This window comes from Lysinibacillus xylanilyticus, from assembly GCF_001708185.1.
GTDB lineage: Bacteria > Bacillota > Bacilli > Bacillales_A > Planococcaceae > Lysinibacillus > Lysinibacillus xylanilyticus_A.
In genome coordinates this window covers 423,600-440,524 of sequence record NZ_MDDN01000002.1, presented here as the reverse complement: position 1 = coordinate 440,524, position 16,925 = coordinate 423,600, and the positions used below count along the sequence as shown (strand labels likewise).

General features: G+C 36.5%; 25 protein-coding genes. 24 read left to right on the top strand and 1 reads right to left on the bottom strand.

The window, feature by feature from the left end:
- Positions 1 to 15 precede the first annotated feature (15 nt).
- The 8 genes from BFJ97_RS06785 (at position 16) to BFJ97_RS06750 (ending at position 4,133) form a co-directional block, all read left to right on the top strand.
- Positions 16 to 411: a hypothetical protein gene (locus tag BFJ97_RS06785; protein ID WP_068983875.1), complete on the top strand. Its 396-nt coding sequence runs from the start codon at positions 16 to 18 to the stop codon at positions 409 to 411.
- On the top strand, positions 405 to 767 hold the full coding sequence (locus BFJ97_RS06780; protein WP_068983874.1) for a hypothetical protein: 363 nt from the start codon (positions 405 to 407) through the stop codon (positions 765 to 767). The genes BFJ97_RS06785 and BFJ97_RS06780 overlap by 7 nt, the downstream gene beginning before the upstream one ends.
- A complete protein-coding gene (locus BFJ97_RS06775; RefSeq protein ID WP_068983873.1) occupies positions 767 to 1,177 on the top strand; it encodes an HK97 gp10 family phage protein in 411 nt (136 codons plus the stop codon). The genes BFJ97_RS06780 and BFJ97_RS06775 overlap by 1 nt, the downstream gene beginning before the upstream one ends.
- Entirely contained in the window at positions 1,167 to 1,589 is a 423-nt protein-coding gene (locus BFJ97_RS06770) for a phage tail terminator family protein (protein WP_254660128.1), read from the top strand. The genes BFJ97_RS06775 and BFJ97_RS06770 overlap by 11 nt, the downstream gene beginning before the upstream one ends.
- Positions 1,590 to 1,594: 5 nt before the next feature.
- Positions 1,595 to 1,786, top strand: a complete 192-nt coding sequence (locus tag BFJ97_RS24550; protein WP_175401709.1) for a hypothetical protein — start codon at positions 1,595 to 1,597, stop codon at positions 1,784 to 1,786.
- A 1-nt stretch (position 1,787) separates the two neighbouring features.
- Entirely contained in the window at positions 1,788 to 3,110 is a 1,323-nt protein-coding gene (locus tag BFJ97_RS06760) for a phage tail sheath family protein (protein ID WP_068983872.1), read from the top strand.
- Between the two features lie 14 nt (positions 3,111 to 3,124).
- On the top strand, positions 3,125 to 3,640 hold the full coding sequence (locus BFJ97_RS06755) for a phage tail tube protein (protein ID WP_083226933.1): 516 nt from the start codon (positions 3,125 to 3,127) through the stop codon (positions 3,638 to 3,640).
- A 61-nt stretch (positions 3,641 to 3,701) separates the two neighbouring features.
- The gene (locus tag BFJ97_RS06750; RefSeq protein ID WP_068983871.1) at positions 3,702 to 4,133 is read left to right on the top strand and encodes a phage tail assembly chaperone; all 432 of its coding nucleotides are present in this window, start codon (positions 3,702 to 3,704) and stop codon (positions 4,131 to 4,133) included.
- A gap of 605 nt (positions 4,134 to 4,738) precedes the next feature.
- Here the strand turns inward: BFJ97_RS06750 and BFJ97_RS06745 are convergent.
- Entirely contained in the window at positions 4,739 to 5,266 is a 528-nt protein-coding gene (locus BFJ97_RS06745; protein ID WP_068983870.1) for a helix-turn-helix domain-containing protein, read from the bottom strand.
- Positions 5,267 to 5,430: 164 nt separating this feature from the next.
- Here BFJ97_RS06745 and BFJ97_RS06740 point away from each other — a divergent pair, with 164 nt between their 5' ends.
- The 16 genes from BFJ97_RS06740 (at position 5,431) to BFJ97_RS06665 (ending at position 16,925) form a co-directional block, all read left to right on the top strand.
- Complete coding sequence (locus BFJ97_RS06740) at positions 5,431 to 5,637, top strand: helix-turn-helix domain-containing protein (RefSeq protein WP_068983869.1); 207 nt, start codon at positions 5,431 to 5,433, stop codon at positions 5,635 to 5,637.
- The gene (locus tag BFJ97_RS06735; RefSeq protein ID WP_083226932.1) at positions 5,637 to 6,245 is read left to right on the top strand and encodes a BRO-N domain-containing protein; all 609 of its coding nucleotides are present in this window, start codon (positions 5,637 to 5,639) and stop codon (positions 6,243 to 6,245) included. Before BFJ97_RS06740 ends, BFJ97_RS06735 begins: the two co-directional genes overlap by 1 nt.
- Positions 6,246 to 6,403: 158 nt before the next feature.
- Complete coding sequence (locus BFJ97_RS06730) at positions 6,404 to 6,592, top strand: hypothetical protein (RefSeq protein ID WP_068983868.1); 189 nt, start codon at positions 6,404 to 6,406, stop codon at positions 6,590 to 6,592.
- Positions 6,593 to 6,733: 141 nt separating this feature from the next.
- Complete coding sequence (locus tag BFJ97_RS06725; protein WP_068983867.1) at positions 6,734 to 7,384, top strand: hypothetical protein; 651 nt, start codon at positions 6,734 to 6,736, stop codon at positions 7,382 to 7,384.
- A 47-nt stretch (positions 7,385 to 7,431) separates the two neighbouring features.
- A complete protein-coding gene (locus tag BFJ97_RS06720) occupies positions 7,432 to 9,663 on the top strand; it encodes a tape measure protein (RefSeq protein ID WP_068983866.1) in 2,232 nt (743 codons plus the stop codon).
- Positions 9,656 to 10,336, top strand: a complete 681-nt coding sequence (locus BFJ97_RS06715; RefSeq protein ID WP_068983865.1) for a LysM peptidoglycan-binding domain-containing protein — start codon at positions 9,656 to 9,658, stop codon at positions 10,334 to 10,336. The genes BFJ97_RS06720 and BFJ97_RS06715 overlap by 8 nt, the downstream gene beginning before the upstream one ends.
- A complete protein-coding gene (locus BFJ97_RS06710) occupies positions 10,329 to 11,291 on the top strand; it encodes an XkdQ/YqbQ family protein (protein ID WP_254660127.1) in 963 nt (320 codons plus the stop codon). The genes BFJ97_RS06715 and BFJ97_RS06710 overlap by 8 nt, the downstream gene beginning before the upstream one ends.
- A 1-nt stretch (position 11,292) precedes the next feature.
- Positions 11,293 to 11,556, top strand: coding sequence for a DUF2577 domain-containing protein (locus BFJ97_RS06705; RefSeq protein WP_068984078.1), 264 nt, complete (start codon positions 11,293 to 11,295; stop codon positions 11,554 to 11,556).
- Positions 11,553 to 11,960 carry a DUF2634 domain-containing protein gene (locus BFJ97_RS06700; RefSeq protein ID WP_068983864.1) on the top strand — a complete coding sequence of 136 codons (408 nt, stop codon included), beginning with the start codon at positions 11,553 to 11,555 and terminating at the stop codon, positions 11,958 to 11,960. Before BFJ97_RS06705 ends, BFJ97_RS06700 begins: the two co-directional genes overlap by 4 nt.
- Complete coding sequence (locus tag BFJ97_RS06695; RefSeq protein ID WP_068983863.1) at positions 11,960 to 13,015, top strand: baseplate J/gp47 family protein; 1,056 nt, start codon at positions 11,960 to 11,962, stop codon at positions 13,013 to 13,015. Before BFJ97_RS06700 ends, BFJ97_RS06695 begins: the two co-directional genes overlap by 1 nt.
- Positions 13,008 to 13,664, top strand: coding sequence for a putative phage tail protein (locus tag BFJ97_RS06690; RefSeq protein ID WP_068983862.1), 657 nt, complete (start codon positions 13,008 to 13,010; stop codon positions 13,662 to 13,664). Before BFJ97_RS06695 ends, BFJ97_RS06690 begins: the two co-directional genes overlap by 8 nt.
- 13 nt (positions 13,665 to 13,677) lie before the next feature.
- Positions 13,678 to 13,980 (top strand): hypothetical protein, encoded by a 303-nt coding sequence (locus BFJ97_RS06685; protein ID WP_068983861.1) that lies wholly within the window; start codon positions 13,678 to 13,680, stop codon positions 13,978 to 13,980.
- Positions 13,980 to 14,618, top strand: coding sequence for a hypothetical protein (locus tag BFJ97_RS06680; RefSeq protein WP_068983860.1), 639 nt, complete (start codon positions 13,980 to 13,982; stop codon positions 14,616 to 14,618). The genes BFJ97_RS06685 and BFJ97_RS06680 overlap by 1 nt, the downstream gene beginning before the upstream one ends.
- Positions 14,619 to 14,647: 29 nt before the next feature.
- Positions 14,648 to 16,555 carry an Ig-like domain-containing protein gene (locus BFJ97_RS06675; protein ID WP_068983859.1) on the top strand — a complete coding sequence of 636 codons (1,908 nt, stop codon included), beginning with the start codon at positions 14,648 to 14,650 and terminating at the stop codon, positions 16,553 to 16,555.
- Entirely contained in the window at positions 16,555 to 16,770 is a 216-nt protein-coding gene (locus BFJ97_RS06670) for a hypothetical protein (protein ID WP_068983858.1), read from the top strand. Before BFJ97_RS06675 ends, BFJ97_RS06670 begins: the two co-directional genes overlap by 1 nt.
- On the top strand, positions 16,770 to 16,925 hold the full coding sequence (locus tag BFJ97_RS06665) for an XkdX family protein (RefSeq protein ID WP_068983857.1): 156 nt from the start codon (positions 16,770 to 16,772) through the stop codon (positions 16,923 to 16,925). Before BFJ97_RS06670 ends, BFJ97_RS06665 begins: the two co-directional genes overlap by 1 nt.

Below are 16,925 nucleotides of genomic sequence, written 5' to 3'. Positions count from 1 at the left end.
AGGATGGTGTAAACCATGCTAGAAGATGTTAAGAAGCGGTTGAAATCACTTGGTATTAGCATATCAGGCGAACCGAGCAGCCAAGATGAAATTATGCTGAATTTTTGCATCATGAAAGTAACGAACCATATCAACAATCAAACAAATTTATCTGAAATTCCTCAAGGACTCCACGAAATCGCAGTGGATATGGTCGTTGGGGAATTTTTATATACTAAAAAGTCCATGGGGGCCTTGTCTATAGACACACTGGATTTTGAATTGATTGCTAAACAAGTACAAGATGGTGACACTAATGTGATATTTGCTACCGATGCGAACAGTACTCCAGAAGCTCAATTTAATGCTTTTATTTCTTATCTGCAGCATAACGAAGTGGATTTTGTTCGTTACAGGGTGATGTTATGGTAAGTGCTCGTAGAAAGGCTGTAGAGTCGTTGTATAAAGGCGTTTGCACCGTTAAGGTATGGCGAGAGGTTGAAGACCCGATTACTCATGTAACTAGACATAAAGAAGTACCGCTGTTCACTGACCAAAAGTGTAAGTTATCGTTTGAAAAGCAAACATCAACTACTCCTACAGGTGGTCCAGCGGTGATTGCTCAGACCACTAAACTTTTTATTGCACCTGAACTTGATATACCGGCAGGCTCAAAAATCATTGTGACACAGCATGGCAAAACCACTGAATACGCTCGTAGTGGTGAGCCAGCGGTTTATATGGATCAACAAGAAATAATGTTAGAAGCATTTGAGAGGTATGCATAATGGGCAGAGGAGGACGTGTTGATTATCGACAGTTGAAAGCATTCGAGCGAAAGTTAGCTAAGTTAGCAAACGCTGATCATGAAAAGTTTTGTGAGGCTGCAGCTAAAGAGTTGGCAGCTAGATTATTAGGCAAGGTGATTAGACGTACACCTGTTAAAGATGGAACGTTAAGACGTGGATGGACTATTGGGCAAGTAAAACAAAATGGTGCCATCTATGAAATTGAGGTTATAAACAACACAGAGTATGCTCAGTATGTGGAATTTGGGCATCGCACATCTAATCATCAAGGATGGGTGAATGGACGCTTTATGATGACAATAAGTGCAGACCAAGTTGAACAACAGGCTCCTGCAATTCTCGAAAAGAAACTCATGAAAATGCTAAGGGAGGCTTTCGATGGAGATTAATGACATTCAAAATGCTATATCCGTTAAGCTTCACGAAGCTTTCGGAGCAGATTACAAAAAGTATATCGATGAAGTACCGCAGGGGTTTAAGACTCCTGCTTTTTTAATTCAATTTTTGAACCTTGAGCAAATAAGACAAATCGGCAAACGATGGAAGGTAACAACATTATTCAATGTGCAATATTTCCCTAAAAACGGCTTATCTGAGGCGTCTAACATGACTTTGAAGGTACAACAAGCACTGAAAGAAATAACACTATTAAATGGCTCGCTAATGCTTGGTACTGGAGCAAACAGCGAGGTCGTTGACGGTATTGGTCATAATTTCATTCATTTTAATTTCTACTTACAAGAAGTTGAAGAGGAGATTTTCATGGGTTCACTAGAACAACACACAAAAACGAAAGGGTGAATGTGGTGGATACAAATAATGAGTCAAATAAAGACGAAACAAAAAAAGCACCTGAATTCACAAAAACACAAATTGTAAAAAGCAACAAATACATGGCTCGTCGTGATGCACTAAATGCATTATTGGAAGATGGTAAACCGTACTCATTCGCCAAAGTGGATGGGATATTAAAGAAATTCGATAAGGGAGGTAAATAACTTGGCATTAGGTGGAGGTCCATTTTTAACACAAAACAAAGTACTACCTGGTACTTATCACAACTTTATTAGTAAAGCTCGTGCTTTTGTAAATCTAAGTGATCGTGGTTATGTCGGTCTACCGATACCTCTAGATTGGGGCGTGGACGGCGATGTATTCGCAGTAACACAAGAGGATTTACAAAAAGATTCTCGAAAAATCTTTGGATATGATTACACTGATCCAAAATTAAAAGGCATCCGCGATGTATTCAAAAATGCTATCACAGTATTTTTCTACAAGCTTGCAGTGAATGCGGTAGCTGCTAAAAATGACTACGCAACAGCAAAGTACAAAGGTGTTCGAGGCAACGACATCACCATGGTTATTCAAGCAAACGTGGATGAACCAACGAAGTTTGATGTTCAAACTCTATTAGCTAATGTACTAGTAGACGAACAGATAGCTGTAGAGACTGTTGCTGATTTAAAAGCTAATGACTTTGTTATATTTAAGTCAGATGCAACACTAACATTAACAGCTGGTACACCATTAACCGGTGGTTCAAATGGTTCTACTATTTCAGGTGGAGCACACCAAGAGGCGTTAGATGCATTAGAAGCTTACGGCTTCAATACACTGGGTTGTTTATCAAAAGACAATCTAATCAAATCTTTATATGTAGAATATACGAAACGTTTACGTGATCAAGTAGGAGCAAAATTCCAACTAGTAGGTCATAAACTCGGCACTACAGACCACGAGGGTATTATCGATGTGCAAAACGATGCTATCGGCACTGATGAAGAAGTATTCGATGGAGTGTACTGGACAACTGGCGCACAGGCTGGCGTTGCTGTAAATAAATCGAATACAAACAAAAAATACAACGGAGAATTCACACTAGATCTTTCTGAAACAAAGACACAGGCTCAACTTACAACACTTTTAAATGGTGGTAAGTATGTATTCCATCGTGTAGGTGACGAGATTCGTGTCCTTGAAGATGTAAACACATTTACATCATTCACAGTAGATAAAAACGAAGATTTTAGCATGAACCAAGTTATTCGTGTTCTTGATCAAATTGCAATCGATACAGCTCATCTATTCAATACTCGATACCTTGGTCAAGTACCAAATGACCAAGATGGCCGTATTTCATTATGGAATGATATTGGTGCTCACCGAATGGAAATGCAACGAATTAGAGCACTCCAAAATTACAACAAAGATGAGTTAACTGTAGAGCAAGGTAATTCTAAGAAAGCTGTTGTAGTAAACGAAGTTGTGAATCCTACTGTGGCGATGTCTCAACTTTATATCACAACAACAGTAGCGTAAGGGAGGGAATCAAGTTGAAACCAAACAAATTGTTAATTCCGTTGGATCTTCAGTATTTCGCAAACACTACCATGCATGCTCGTGATGCCATTCATGGTGCACAAGGACGAGCGTATGTGACGATTGAAGGCAATCGTTACTTATTTGCTCAGTTAATTAATTTAGAAGCAAAAATGGAAAAAACGAAAACACAAGTGCCGATTATGGGACGTATTAGTAAAGGTAATAAAGCAACTGGTGCTGAGTATTCAGGTAATGCAACATTCTACTTCAATACATCGATATTCCGAAAACTATTAAAACGATACAAAGATACTGGCGAGGATGTTTACTTTGATATTCAGGTGACTAACGAGGATGGCTCATCAACAGTTGGTCGTCAAACAACTATCTTAATCGATTGCAATATGGATGGTGGCACTATTGCTGCACTTGACGCAGACGCAGAATACCTAGAAGACGAAATCGACTTTACGTTTGAGGATTGGGATATGCCAGAAGAATTTACAACACTAAAAGAAATGTTATAAGACTTGAGCTCACGATGTGGGCTCTTTTTTAATTAATAATGAAAAGGATAAGGTGATATACATGTCAAATTTAACTGCATTTTTAGCGCAAAACGCATTGAAACCAGAAAACGAGAAAGTAGTCGTATCGAAACGATTTATTAATCCCGAAACTAAAAAGCCAATGGAATGGGAAGTTGCTGCAATCACGTCCGAAGAAGATGATCTACTTCGAAAAGACAACACAAAGCGCATGCCTGTGCCAGGTAAAAAAGGTGTTATGGTGCCAGAAACAAACTACACAGCATACTTAGCTGATTTAGCAGCTAAATGTACTGTATTTCCTAATTTACATGATGTGGAACTACAGAAATCATACGGAGTAATGGGTGCTAAAGAGCTATTGAAAAAAATGTTGTTACCAGGTGAGTATGACGAATACTTAGCAACTGTACAAAAAATCAACGGCTTTGATGTTGGCATGGGTGAATTAGTAGAAGAAGCAAAAAACTAATTGAAGACGGCGACTATGATGCAAATATTGCTTACTATTGTCTGCATAAACTGCACAAGTGGCCGTCTGAATATGATGCTCTACCAAGGTTTGAAAAAGCATTTGTTATAGCCGCAGTACAAATAAAGCGTGATGCTGACGAAGAGGCGGAAAAAGAAGCTAAAAAAGGCAGGAAAGGTAAAGGGAAGAGAAAAAGATAAAAACTTTATATTGCATTCTCTTTAGTTTTCGCGTATCTTTGAAGTAACTTAATTTGCAGATATGTGGAAGCACCACAAGACTACCGATTTATCGGGGTTTTGTGGTGCTTTTTGTTATTAAAATAAGATTTAACAAAATTATTGATAATTAGTTTGCCATCATGTATTATGTATGTAAATACATATCTTGATTTGGAAACACTCCAACGGCTTACTGATTATTCATTAGTTAATAATCAGTGTCTTTGGAGTGTTTTTTTGTTGTTAAAAACCGCCTCCATATAGGAAGCAGTTAACAAAGGATTGTATAGTCGCAACAAAAAATTGTTTGAAGTGAATAAAAAAATTTTAGAAAAATAATGGTTGTGATTTTAATTAGATAGTTATCGATAATTATATTGAATATTATTGGTTTAAAACAACTTCTACGTTTTCATTAAAATTAAGTTCAACTACCAATGCCGCTTTTATTGCATCTAATAATTCTTGTTCAATACTAACTTTAAATGTGACAGGGATCGAGTTTAATAAATCTTGAATTTTATCATGATAACTAGGACTGATAAAAATTTGAGTTATTTCATTATATTCTTCCCATAATTTAACTTTGCATACAAAATTCATATCTAATAACTCATTCTTATGTTGTATCTCAGCTGAGACGACCAGATAATAGTCACAAATATTTGGAGCATTACTGGGTTGAATTTCGATTACTTCAAAATCATATTCAAGTGGTTCTTGAATGAAAAGATCGTTAGGTTTGATTTTAAGAAAATTACAAAGAGTATCAAAAGTATCAAATTGAATACCTTTACTTTGGTTTTGATTTAGTGCCGTTAACGTAGTGCGGGATATTCCTGTTCGTTTTGATAATTCGCTAATTTTTATATTTCTCTCTGCTAATAAAACAGCTAGATTGCATTTAATCATTTTATCACCTCTTATTGACTATTGTATTGTAGTCTGAACAAATTTAAAAGTTTTTTTAGCTTTTGATGTTGACAGTTAAACAATGGTAGATTATATTAAATTTATCATATTGTTCAGCTTATTGGACAATATGTAGATAAAGAAGGCAAAATGGGGGTGATTTTGTGCGAAATAATTTTCGTGTAATTTTAGCTGAAAAAGAGCTAACTATTACCGATGTATCTAAAGCAACAGGAATATCAAGAACTACTTTAAACTCTTTATTTTATAAGAGAGGGAAAGGTATTCAGTTTCAAACATTGGAAATATTGTGCGAATTTTTAGATTGTGAAGTCGGCGATTTATTTGAGATTAAAAAGGAGGCAATATGATGAATATCAAAATGGAAACATGGTTAGATTACGAAATTCGCTTTGTGGAAATCGAAGGTGAATGGTGGGGGATTGCTAAAGATATTGCAGATGCACTTGGTTATAGTGAAACAAACGCTATGACAAAGCATTTAAAAAGTAAATATCTTACATCCGCCAAATTGGCGGGTATGAATCGGAAGTATACAGCAATATCTGAACAAGGGATTTATAAAGCAATAACTCGTTCGCAAAGACCTGAGGCAGAAGCATTCGAAGATTGGCTATTTGAAGTAGTTAAAACACTTCGTCAATCTAGTGGATTAGAAGGTTTTCAAATCTTTAGGATGCTAGATAAAGAGCATCAAAAGGAAACGATGGCTAAATTACATCAATCATTACTTGAACCAACAAAGGTGAACTTTATAAAAGCTAATACAATTGCTAACAAAGCAGTCTCTAGTCGACATGGACATATGAAATCCCTAAAGAAAAGTCAGATGACACCTGAGATGTTGATTGAACGAGAGCCAATTTTAGCCGATACAGTTGACCTAATGATAGCAAAAGAAAAATTCCGACTCGATTTATCAATCAGCAAGAAAGTGTATGAAAAGTATGTACAATAAACAAGTAACCGAAAATAAAAAAATCATGCTTTAAGCGGCAACTTAAAACATGATACGAATTTGAGTAACATCCACTCAAAAATCTTATTGTCAAGATAAATTGTAGCATATAATAGCTTCAATTTGAAGTGGATGTTACTCCCAATCAGGAGGAGCATATGAATGAAACACAACAAAAACCACGTTCTTTAGCATCATTTACATCAATGTTTGAAGAAATTAGGAATAACTACGGCATCGATATTTTAAAATACGACTCATTTGAAAATTTTATGATTGCATTCTTTTCATTATTAAATAAAGAAGAGTTGGATTCGCTTCCGCAAGAGTTAGTATTTTTTGAATAGAGTAATAGAAATAAGGAAATAGCTTAGATAAAGAACACTCTCTCTTGAGGGTGTTTTTTCATTGAAAGGGGTGATTATTATGTAAAGGGTATAGTTAAATCTCTCCATATTAGGTATATTTGTTTATGAGGAGGGATACCTATGAAGAAAAAGGGCTGTTTATCAGTAGGTTGTTTAGTATTTGTTATTTTTTTTATAGCAGTACCTGTAATATTTATTTCTCAAAATCCAGAAAAATATAATACAGATTCTAAAAGTAAGATAGCAAGAGAATTAGATATAACAGTTGAACAAGGGGAAGGTGTTATTAAAACATTATCTTCTGTTGGGGTAAGTGAAGAAGTTACTATAAAACATGATGAAGGTTTAGATAATGCTCATTTTAAAGGAGAAAAAGGATACAGAATAGATTCACAAGATGCTTCGAACATTATCTTATATATGAATGTTAATGGTACTGTTAATATGATTAGATATGGAAATAATACTCTTTTCCAAAATGGTAAGACATTAAATAAAATGAATGATTTTATAGTTACCAAAGAAGAGATGACGGATTTACAAATTCGATGTCAAAACTCATTAAAGTCAATTTTGAAGGTGCCATCCACTGCTAAATTCCCAAATATAACAGAATGGAAATTCGGCAAAGAAGATGGAATAACAATTGTCCAAAGTTATGTAGATTCTCAAAATGGATTCGGAGCTGTGATACAATCGGAATTCCAATTTAAAATCAAAGATGACAAGGTTATCTCATTGATTTTAGATGGTAAAGAATATATTAAATAAAGCGCTCAATTACGAGTGCTTTTTTATTTTGTAAAAGAGGTGGGAACATGGCTACAATACGCACAGCAATCCAAATCCAAGATCAATTGAGTCAGCCGATGCGAGCTATGCATAATGCTGTGTCAATGATGGTTAATCAAATGGAAGCTATGCATGCGGCATCTGGACAAATGATGGATACCTCTAGTATTGAATTAGCACGTAGAGAATTAGCGATGGCCGAAAATGCAATGAATAGAATCGAAAGTGAAGTTAACAATGCTACAGCAGCCCAACAAAGATTTACCAATAATATTAGAGATGGTACGAATGCAGCTGATGGATTGTTAAATAAAATTATAGGCATTGCAGCTGCATATTTAAGCTTTCAAGCAGTTGGTAATGTTTTTGCTGTATCAGACGAATTGACCAATACAACCGCACGACTGGATTTAATAAATGATAAATTACAAACAACTGACGAACTACAACAAATGATCTTTGACAGTGCTCAACGCTCTAGAGGTTCTTATTCAGATACAGCTGACATGGTTGCTAAATTAGCCATGAATGCAAAGGACGCTTTCAAATCTAACGCAGAAACCATAGCTTTCGGAGAATTATTAAACAAACAATTTGTAATAGCAGGAACAAATATTGAGGGTGTTCAGTCGGCAACTTTACAATTAACACAAGCTATGGGAAGTGGCGTACTACGCGGCGAAGAGTTGAACGCTGTATTCGAAGCTACTCCAAATGTAATTCAAACTATCGCTGATTATCTAGATGTTTCTATCGGACAAATAAGAAAAATGGCTAGCGACGGAAAGATAACTGCTGACATAGTAAAAGCATCGATGTTTGCTGCTGCTGATGATATTAATAAAAAATTCGAAAGTATGCCAATGACATGGGCTCAATTGTGGACAAGTTTCAAAAACGAAGCATTATGGGCATTTCAAGGTGTGTTAGTCAAATTAAATGAAATCGCCAATAGTGATAGATTCCAACAAGTGGTTGCAAATACAATTGCTGCTTTAAACCAAATGGCTGATGTAGCCATGTTCACATTGGATACTTTAGCAGTTGGAGGAAGTTTTATTTATGACAATTGGTCAATCATAGAACCTGCTATTTGGGGTGTTACAGCAGCATTAATTGTGTACAACGCAACAATGGGGATAGCGTGGTTTACAACACTAAAGGACATTGCAACTAAAATTTGGAGCACAATGGTGTCGTGGGCTCAAACGGCAGCTATATTAGGTTTAATTGTTGCTCAAAATGGCCTAAACGCTGCCTTATATGCTTGTCCATTAACGTGGATTATTATATTAGTCATCGCTTTAATTGCTATATTTTATTTAGCAATCGCCGTAGTAAATCACTTTGCTGGAACCTCAATAAGTGCTACTGGGATAATAGCTGGAGCATTTATGGTTTTAGGAACTGTCGTTTATAACGTAATAGCCTATATGTGGAATATGTGGGCTTCCTACGTAGAATTCTTTGTGAATGCTAAAAAACACGGAGTATACGCAGTAAAACGGTTATTAGGAAACCTAGCAAATAACGCTCTAGATATGGCAATAAGTATGATTGGAAGTTTTGATAGTGCTGCCACAAATCTTGCTAATATGTTCATTAGTGGTGCTAATATGGCGATACAAGCAATCAACTGGGTTATCGATGCTCTTAATAAAGTACCTGGTATTGACATTGGAAAAATGAGTGAGTTTAGTGCTAGAACATCTGTAACAGCAGATTTATCAAAATTAAAAAAAGGTGTTAATGATTGGGTTGGCGAAACTCCTGCTGATTACTGGGAAGCACCGAAAATGGAAATGAAGTCTTTGGGATCAGCATGGGATACAGGTTACAACTGGGGTGCAGATTTATTTAACTCAGATAAAAATACGGAGAAGGTTAAAGGTCCAGATAACGTACAAAAAGCAATGGAAGACGCAATGAAGAATGCGAATGCTAATAAAGGTGCTGGAGCTGGTGATTTAGGTGATAAGTTAGATAAGGGGAACCGTAACGGTGGCAAAACAGCTGGCAATACAGCAAAAATGGCGAAGTCAATGGAAGGCTCTGGAGAAGATCTAAAATACCTTCGAGACATCGCAGAGAGAGAAGCAATCAATCGATATACTACAGCTGAAATCAATATCGATATGAAGAATGAAAATCATATCAACAGCGAAATGGACATCGATGGTGTTATTGATCGTTTCGGTGAACGTGCCGAGGAAGTAGCAGATATGTTAGCGGAAGGAGGTCCAACAGAAGATGTATAACTTTTTTGTAGATGGTGTACAATTTCCTGTTGCTCCATCTGAAATGTCTACTAAAATTAATGGGCGTAACGAAACGATTGTGCTGATGAATGATGGTGAAGTAAACGTAATAAAGAAACCAGGGCTAACGGATATTGAGTTTGAGGTATTACTCCCAAACATCAAATATCCGTTTGCTGTTTATCCGAATGGTTTTCAACCAGCTGCATTTTATCTTGAAAAGTTAGAGAAATTAAAGTTCTCGGATAAGCCATTTCAGTTAATCGTTAATCGGATGATGCCTAATGGTAATCTACTTTTTGATACCAATATGACGATGGCTATAGAGAGTTACGAGATAATGGAATCAGCAGAAAATGGCTTTGATGTAACAGTTAGTATCCAACTAAAACAATATCGAGCATACGGCAATAAACGAATCGTTGTACAGCCTACTACACAGTCTAATGGCGCGTCTAGCTCTACGACAACACAAAAGGCTGTCGTAGAGCAAAAACGTCCAACAACAGGCAAGGAGACACCAAAAACGTATACTGTAAAAAAAGGTGATACGTTGTGGGCTATCGCTAAAAAGTATCTAGGTGATGGATCGAAATATACTGAACTAGCAAAATTAAATAACATTAGCAATCCAGACGTTATAAAGGTTGGGCAGGTGATTAAACTTGGCTAAATCACAACTTCTCATTATGAGTAGAGGTCGTATTTTCGAATGCGCTGTTGAGGAAGGTGTCGAGTGGGAAACTCATCGAAAGGGTTCACCAGGAAAGTTGACTTTTAACATCGTAAAGGATGAGATTCTCGGTTTTCATGAAGGTGATGCTGTTCGTTTTGACTATGATGGCCACAAGATATTTTTTGGCTTTGTCTTCACGAAAAAACGTAACAATAACCGCATTATCAGCGTCACTTGCTATGACCAACTACGCTACTTTAAAAACAAAGACACCTATGTATATGCTAATAAAACGGCTGCTCAAGTGCTTCAAATGATTGCGAAGGATTTTAAGCTTCAGACTGGCATTGTTGCTAATACAAAGCATGTTATAGCTTCTAGAGTTGAAGATAATCAAGAGCTATTTACCATCATGGATAACGCTTTATCTGACACATTGCTTAACACAGGAGATTTGCATGTGTTGTACGATGACTACGGATCATTAAATCTACGTAATATTAAAATGCTTAAATCAGATTTGTTAATTGACATAGACTCAGGTGAATCATTCGAATATACAACATCAATAGATGAAAACACATATAACAAGATCAAATTAGTTCGTGAAAATAAGAAGACAGGCAAACGCGAAATTTATATTGCTCAAGATAGTTCCAAAATCAATGAGTGGGGCGTCTTGCAAATGACCGATAAACTCGATGAGAAAGCTAATGGTAAAGCAAAAGCTGATGGTATGTTGAAACTTTATAATCAGAAATCTCGCAAGTTACACATTAATAAAGCGTTCGGTGATCCAAAGATTCGTGGAGGGAGCCAAGTTGCTGTTCAATTGTACCTTGGCGATATTACTGTAGCTAATTTTATGATGGTTGAAACGGTAAAGCACACCTTTAATGAGTCTTCCCATCACATGGACTTAAAGCTAATTGGTGGTGATTTTATTGCGTGATATGACCGATATTTTAAATCTTATTAAAAAGATTGCAATAGACGCTGTAAACTCACAAAAACTTACTGATATCGTTTATGGCACTGTTGTTAGTACAAGTCCTCTGAAGGTCCAAATTGATCAAAAATTAATTTTGGAAGAAGCACATGTAAAGGTGACTCGCGCCGTTAAAGATTATGGCTTAACACAAGGCGACATAGTAACAATGATCCGTGCTCACGGAGGCCAACAATATTTAATTATCGATAAAGAGGTGGTTGAATGATTCCAAATCAAAATTCGCATGACGAACTAGTGATAGATTTTGAGGAAGAAGCACAACCAACTCGAACCTATCGTATGGATCATGCAAGAAATAGAATTGTAGGCTATACGGACGGTAAAGAAGCGATGGAACAAGCAATTTACAAAGCAATGGGTACTGAGCGTTACGAAAATATTATTTATAGTTGGAACTTTGGAGCTGAAATAGCGAAGTTATTCGGAAAACCTATTCCTTATGTGTACAGCGAATTACAACGTATTACTAAAGAATGCTTACTAATTGATAACCGTATAAACGAGCTATCAGATTTTAATTTCAGTCACAAAAAGAATAAGGTTTTTATGTCCTTTACTGCACATACGGTTTATGGGGAAATCCCAATAGAAAGAGAGGTGGATATTTGATGTTTGAGCAAATTACCCATGAAAACATATTGGATAAAGCTTTAAATGAAGTTAAAAACGATGTAGACAAACGAGAAGGATCCATTATCTTTGATGCCATATCACCACATGCAAAACAATTGTATGAGCTGTATTTCTCAATGGACGGTATGATACGAGAAATGTTCGGTGATACTGCATCTCGTGAATTTTTAATTAAATTATGCAAAGATAGGGGCATTACACCAGAATCGGCTACAAAAGCGATTAGAAAGGGCGAATTTAACATTAACGTCCCTATAGGCGCTCGTTTTAGTTTAGATACTTTAGACTATGTAGTTACTGAAAAAACAGGTGAAGGTATTTTTAAATTGAAGTGCGAAACTGCTGGGATTTTAGGTAATTATGATTTTGGGAATTTAATTCCTATAGATTACATCGATGGCCTTCAGACAGCAGTTCTCTCAGAAGTTTTAATTCCTGGTGAAGATGAAGAACCTACAGAAGATTTAAGAAAACGCTATTTAGAAAGCTTTGATGCACTTGCGTTCGGTGGTAATCGGAAAGATTATAAGGATAAGGTGCATAGTCTACAAGGTGTAGGCGGCGTTAAAATGTATAGGGTACGAGACGGGATTTACAACGTTAAAATTGTTGTTATGGATGCTCAATATCAAAAGCCATCTCCTGTAATGTTAGAGAATCTTCAAACGGCAATTGATCCAGAGGTTAATCAAGGTGAAGGTTTAGGTATAGCGCCTATTGGCCATGTCGTTAAGGTGGAAGGAGTTACCGAAACAACAGTAAACTTTACGTTCAATATTACTTTTGATATTGGTTATGACTGGGCGTTGCTCGAATTAGATATTCAGAAGATGGTCGATGATTATTTCTTAGAATTGAAAAAGGATTGGGAGGACAATTCACAAACAATCATAAGGATTGCACAAATAGAGTCTCGAGCACTTGCAATCAATGGTATTTTAGATATTCGTGATACCATGATTAATGGCATTGCGGAGAACCTTGCAATTGACGAAAATTCAATTCCGGTAAGGGGTGTAATTAGTGAATGATTATTTAGCTAATGAGATTGATTTATACCCTTTACTACCACCGACAGTTAATGATTTTAAAGAGTTTCAGGAAATTGCTCGAGTTGAAAGTGATAACTTCAACAAAGCTCGTTTGCAGTTAATCGATATTTTCAAATTCCGTTTTGTTCACGAAACTAACGAAAAAGGTGTGCTTTTGTGGGAAAAGATGTTGAAGTTGAAGCGTCGAACAACAGATACATTGGAGGAAAGAAAAAATCGTATCTTAACCAAAATTAATAACAAATTGCCTTATACAATGCGAACGTTAAAGCAGTTATTAAATTCTTTATGCGGTGAAGAAAACTATAATGTGTTACTGAATCCACATACTTTTGAGTTACACTTTGAATTTTATAACAAGATTACAGATGTCAATCATTTGAAGAAAACATTAGAGGATATGATTCCTTTGAATTTATGGTTGCATTTTCTCTATGTAATTAACGTGCCAGCAATAAAAGTAAGTGCTTGTAATCATGTTTATCCAGTTGTTTATCCAATAACAAATCAAGCAATTACAACAAATAATGGTATTGGTGTAAGTAGTGAGTCTAAGATTGATATTCCTCCAAAATCGCACGGTTACAAAGTCATTTATCCAGTTACGGGTATGGCATTTTCTTATTAAATGAGGTGATTATATGCAAGTCCATGAAAGATTAATAAAGTTATTATTCCAAACGCTACTTTCCAATGTGCGAAAGGGGCGTTTTTTAATTGATGGTGTTGAGCGCGATATTGATATTTATAGAACTGAGCAGTTAGGAAATATCATTCGTGTAATGTTTTATCTGGATGACTACAGTGGTGCAGTAACACATGCAACATTGCTTGATAGAGATAATGCTATCTTGGTGAGTGGTCCAACAAATTTTTATAAAGAAAATGATGGCTTTATGTATGTTTTTGATATTCCCATCATTGTAGAAGGGGTTGTTGCATAATGGCTATTGAAAAATATGAAAGAATAGAATTTTTGGATCATATCTTACGAATCGATGAAAAAGGCGATTTCATTCCAGTAATAGACCCGAATACAGGAAAACAAAAAATTGAACGTGTCACTGGATTACCTGTTTGGGAAGCGTTACAAGAGGGTACACGACACAACCAAAAAGTTATGAACCATCTAGATAAAAACATTGAATTTAACAGAAAATATTTAATTTCTTTAGAAGCGACTATACGACGCATGCAAATCCAAATGGAACTAGATGGCCGTGTACCTGGGAACAGCGGAACATTTGCAGATCCTTTGGACGGAAGTACAAATAAAATCACTTTAGACAAAGTAATGACGGATATTATCGAGGCTGTTGCGATTGGTACAACAGAATTAAAGGTTGCTAATATTGAAGGATTTACAGCATTTACACAGGTAACAATATACGATGATGTGCACAGCGAGGACGTTATAATCACAGAAGTTGGCACAGGTACTATTAAAGTACAAGCTCTTAAAAATGCATACAAAAAAGGTGCAAAAGTGGCTCGTAGCAATATCCAAATTGATACAGTCAACGCTTTGATGGGTGTCGGTGATTGGCAGACTTATAACGTCGATTTAGTGGAAGTGGTATAACTTTTACTATCGAAAAGGAGATGATTTTCGTGGCAAACGGAGATTTACGTTTATTGGGGACACTTTATATGGGAGGAGTACCACAACTTTCTCCTACTATTCCCTATAATTACGAGGGATACAATGGTGGTAATATTCCTAAGTACGTTGCAGGGCAGTCATTAGAAATTAGAGACAGTCATGCAAATGGTGCTTATAGAATTAGATGGAGAGAAGTTACTGTTAACGGTAAAAAAATACTCGTAGCAGAACGAAATATTTTATATGTTGGATGGTCACAGTTAAACGATTTTGGATTTATAACAGGTAAAAATGTAACTATCGACGGAAAAACGTACAAAGTACGCGTACTAACTGGTGGTACTTCAAGTAGAGGAGACTTCAAACAAGGAGCATACCCTACCGACAATGAATGGGATTTAATAATCGGAAATGAGGGAGGGTTCCCTGGACTACCTACACCGGTAAGCTCTGATTTCTCAGGAGATACGGACAATTACCCAACAGGTAGCGCACATAACGCATTTTGGAATTGGTATAGAGCATTTAGTTGGGGACAAGAAAAAATTACTACTCCTGATTATCCAACCGTAGACTACCGACCTATGCGTGGCTATTATTCACCTAAAACGTTTATGTACCAATTGAGCAATTCCGGAGGAGGAACTATTAACTGGTGGCGACCTGTATTAGAAGAAGTAAATATGCCGCCTAATTTTACGCAAATACCAGACCAAACAACAAAGAAAAACGGCGTAGTAACATTGAATTTAGCTAACTATTTTAGTGATGCAGACGGAGACGCGTTATCCTATGTTACGTCATCTAGTAACCCGACTATTGCAACCGCAACAGTGAGTGGTAATACATTAACGATGACGGGTATATCAGTGGGTGATGTCGTAGTTCAGGTGGACGCCAAAGACGGCAAAACGACGACTTCTCAATCGTTCAAATTGACTGTAGCTAATACAGCACCGTCGGTGTCGTTATCGTCACCAAGCAACAATGTTACATTGTACGAAAATGATTTACTTGTTATTTCTGGTTCAGCATCGGATGTTGATACTAACCAATCAGTAACTGTTTATGCTCAAATTAATAATGAACAACGCATCGCACTTGCAGTCGGTTTGAGTAATGCACCAGTATCGTTTACTAGGAAACTAATATTTAAGGCCGGGAAACTTTATGATGGTGAAAAACCTATTACAGGAAGCTTAGCAGATGGAGTAGCGCACAAGTTAAAAGTTTGGGCGGAAGATAGTGAAAAAGCACCTTCAGTTATCATCGAAAAATCACTTTATGTTGTGCCTAACCGAGCACCACTTTTAACTGTAGATGCAATTGTTCCAAGTGGTGTCGTTGATGTTGATAAATTTAAAATTAGTGGTACATCCTCGGATCAAGATACTAATTCAAGTGTAAAAGTGACAAGACGTATTAATGCTGGAAATGCTGTTGAAATTTACAGTGGTCCAGATGGCGCATGGGAATTTGATGTTTCACTTGCGCAACTGCAGGTCGGTGAGAATGTCATTGTCGTTGAGGTTGTTGACAATTTTGGTGCTAAGACTAGCAAGACAATAAAACTCAATAAAAATGAAGTGAAAACACCTATTTTGCAATCTGTTGCTCGTTACAAAATTGAGCCACCGAAGGGGAATGCAAAGGGTGTTTTATTATTTATCGAGCGTGATAAAGAATTGGACTTAAAGGTGGAACTGTCCATGACCTTGGCTGGTGAGCAAGAGAAGTATGAAACATTAACACCAGAAGATACGGCACCAATGTCATATGACGATAACATAGTTGAAGATACATTCTATTATGAAGCAACAGAACCGAAGGACAATATCATCTTAAAGCTTACGATGGCTCGCACTGACTTATCATTGAATCACAAAATTCACTTAATATCGGGGGCTGTTGAGTAATGGAATATAAAAAACGCACAGAAAATGGCTCATTTGGCGAGCCTATCAAAATTGGAACAGGGTTGAGCATTGATGATCAAGTTGCTTCGCTTGGAGAACAATTAGCGCAAGAAAAAATCAAGGGTATTCAGAAAGATTTACTTATCAATAGTCTTGGTGAGACAGTTACTCAGTTAAAGCTAGAAGTAATGTTCTTGAAAGGTGGTGGGGCATAATGCAATTCTGGCAAATCGCTTTCATGTACAAATGGGTAACAGCAGCACAGTTACGATTAGCAGTAAAAACGGAAGCTAATCCATTTGGAGAAATCTCACCAAAGCAGTATGAAGAAATCACAGGACAGGATTTTAAAACGCAAACAGAAGCTTAA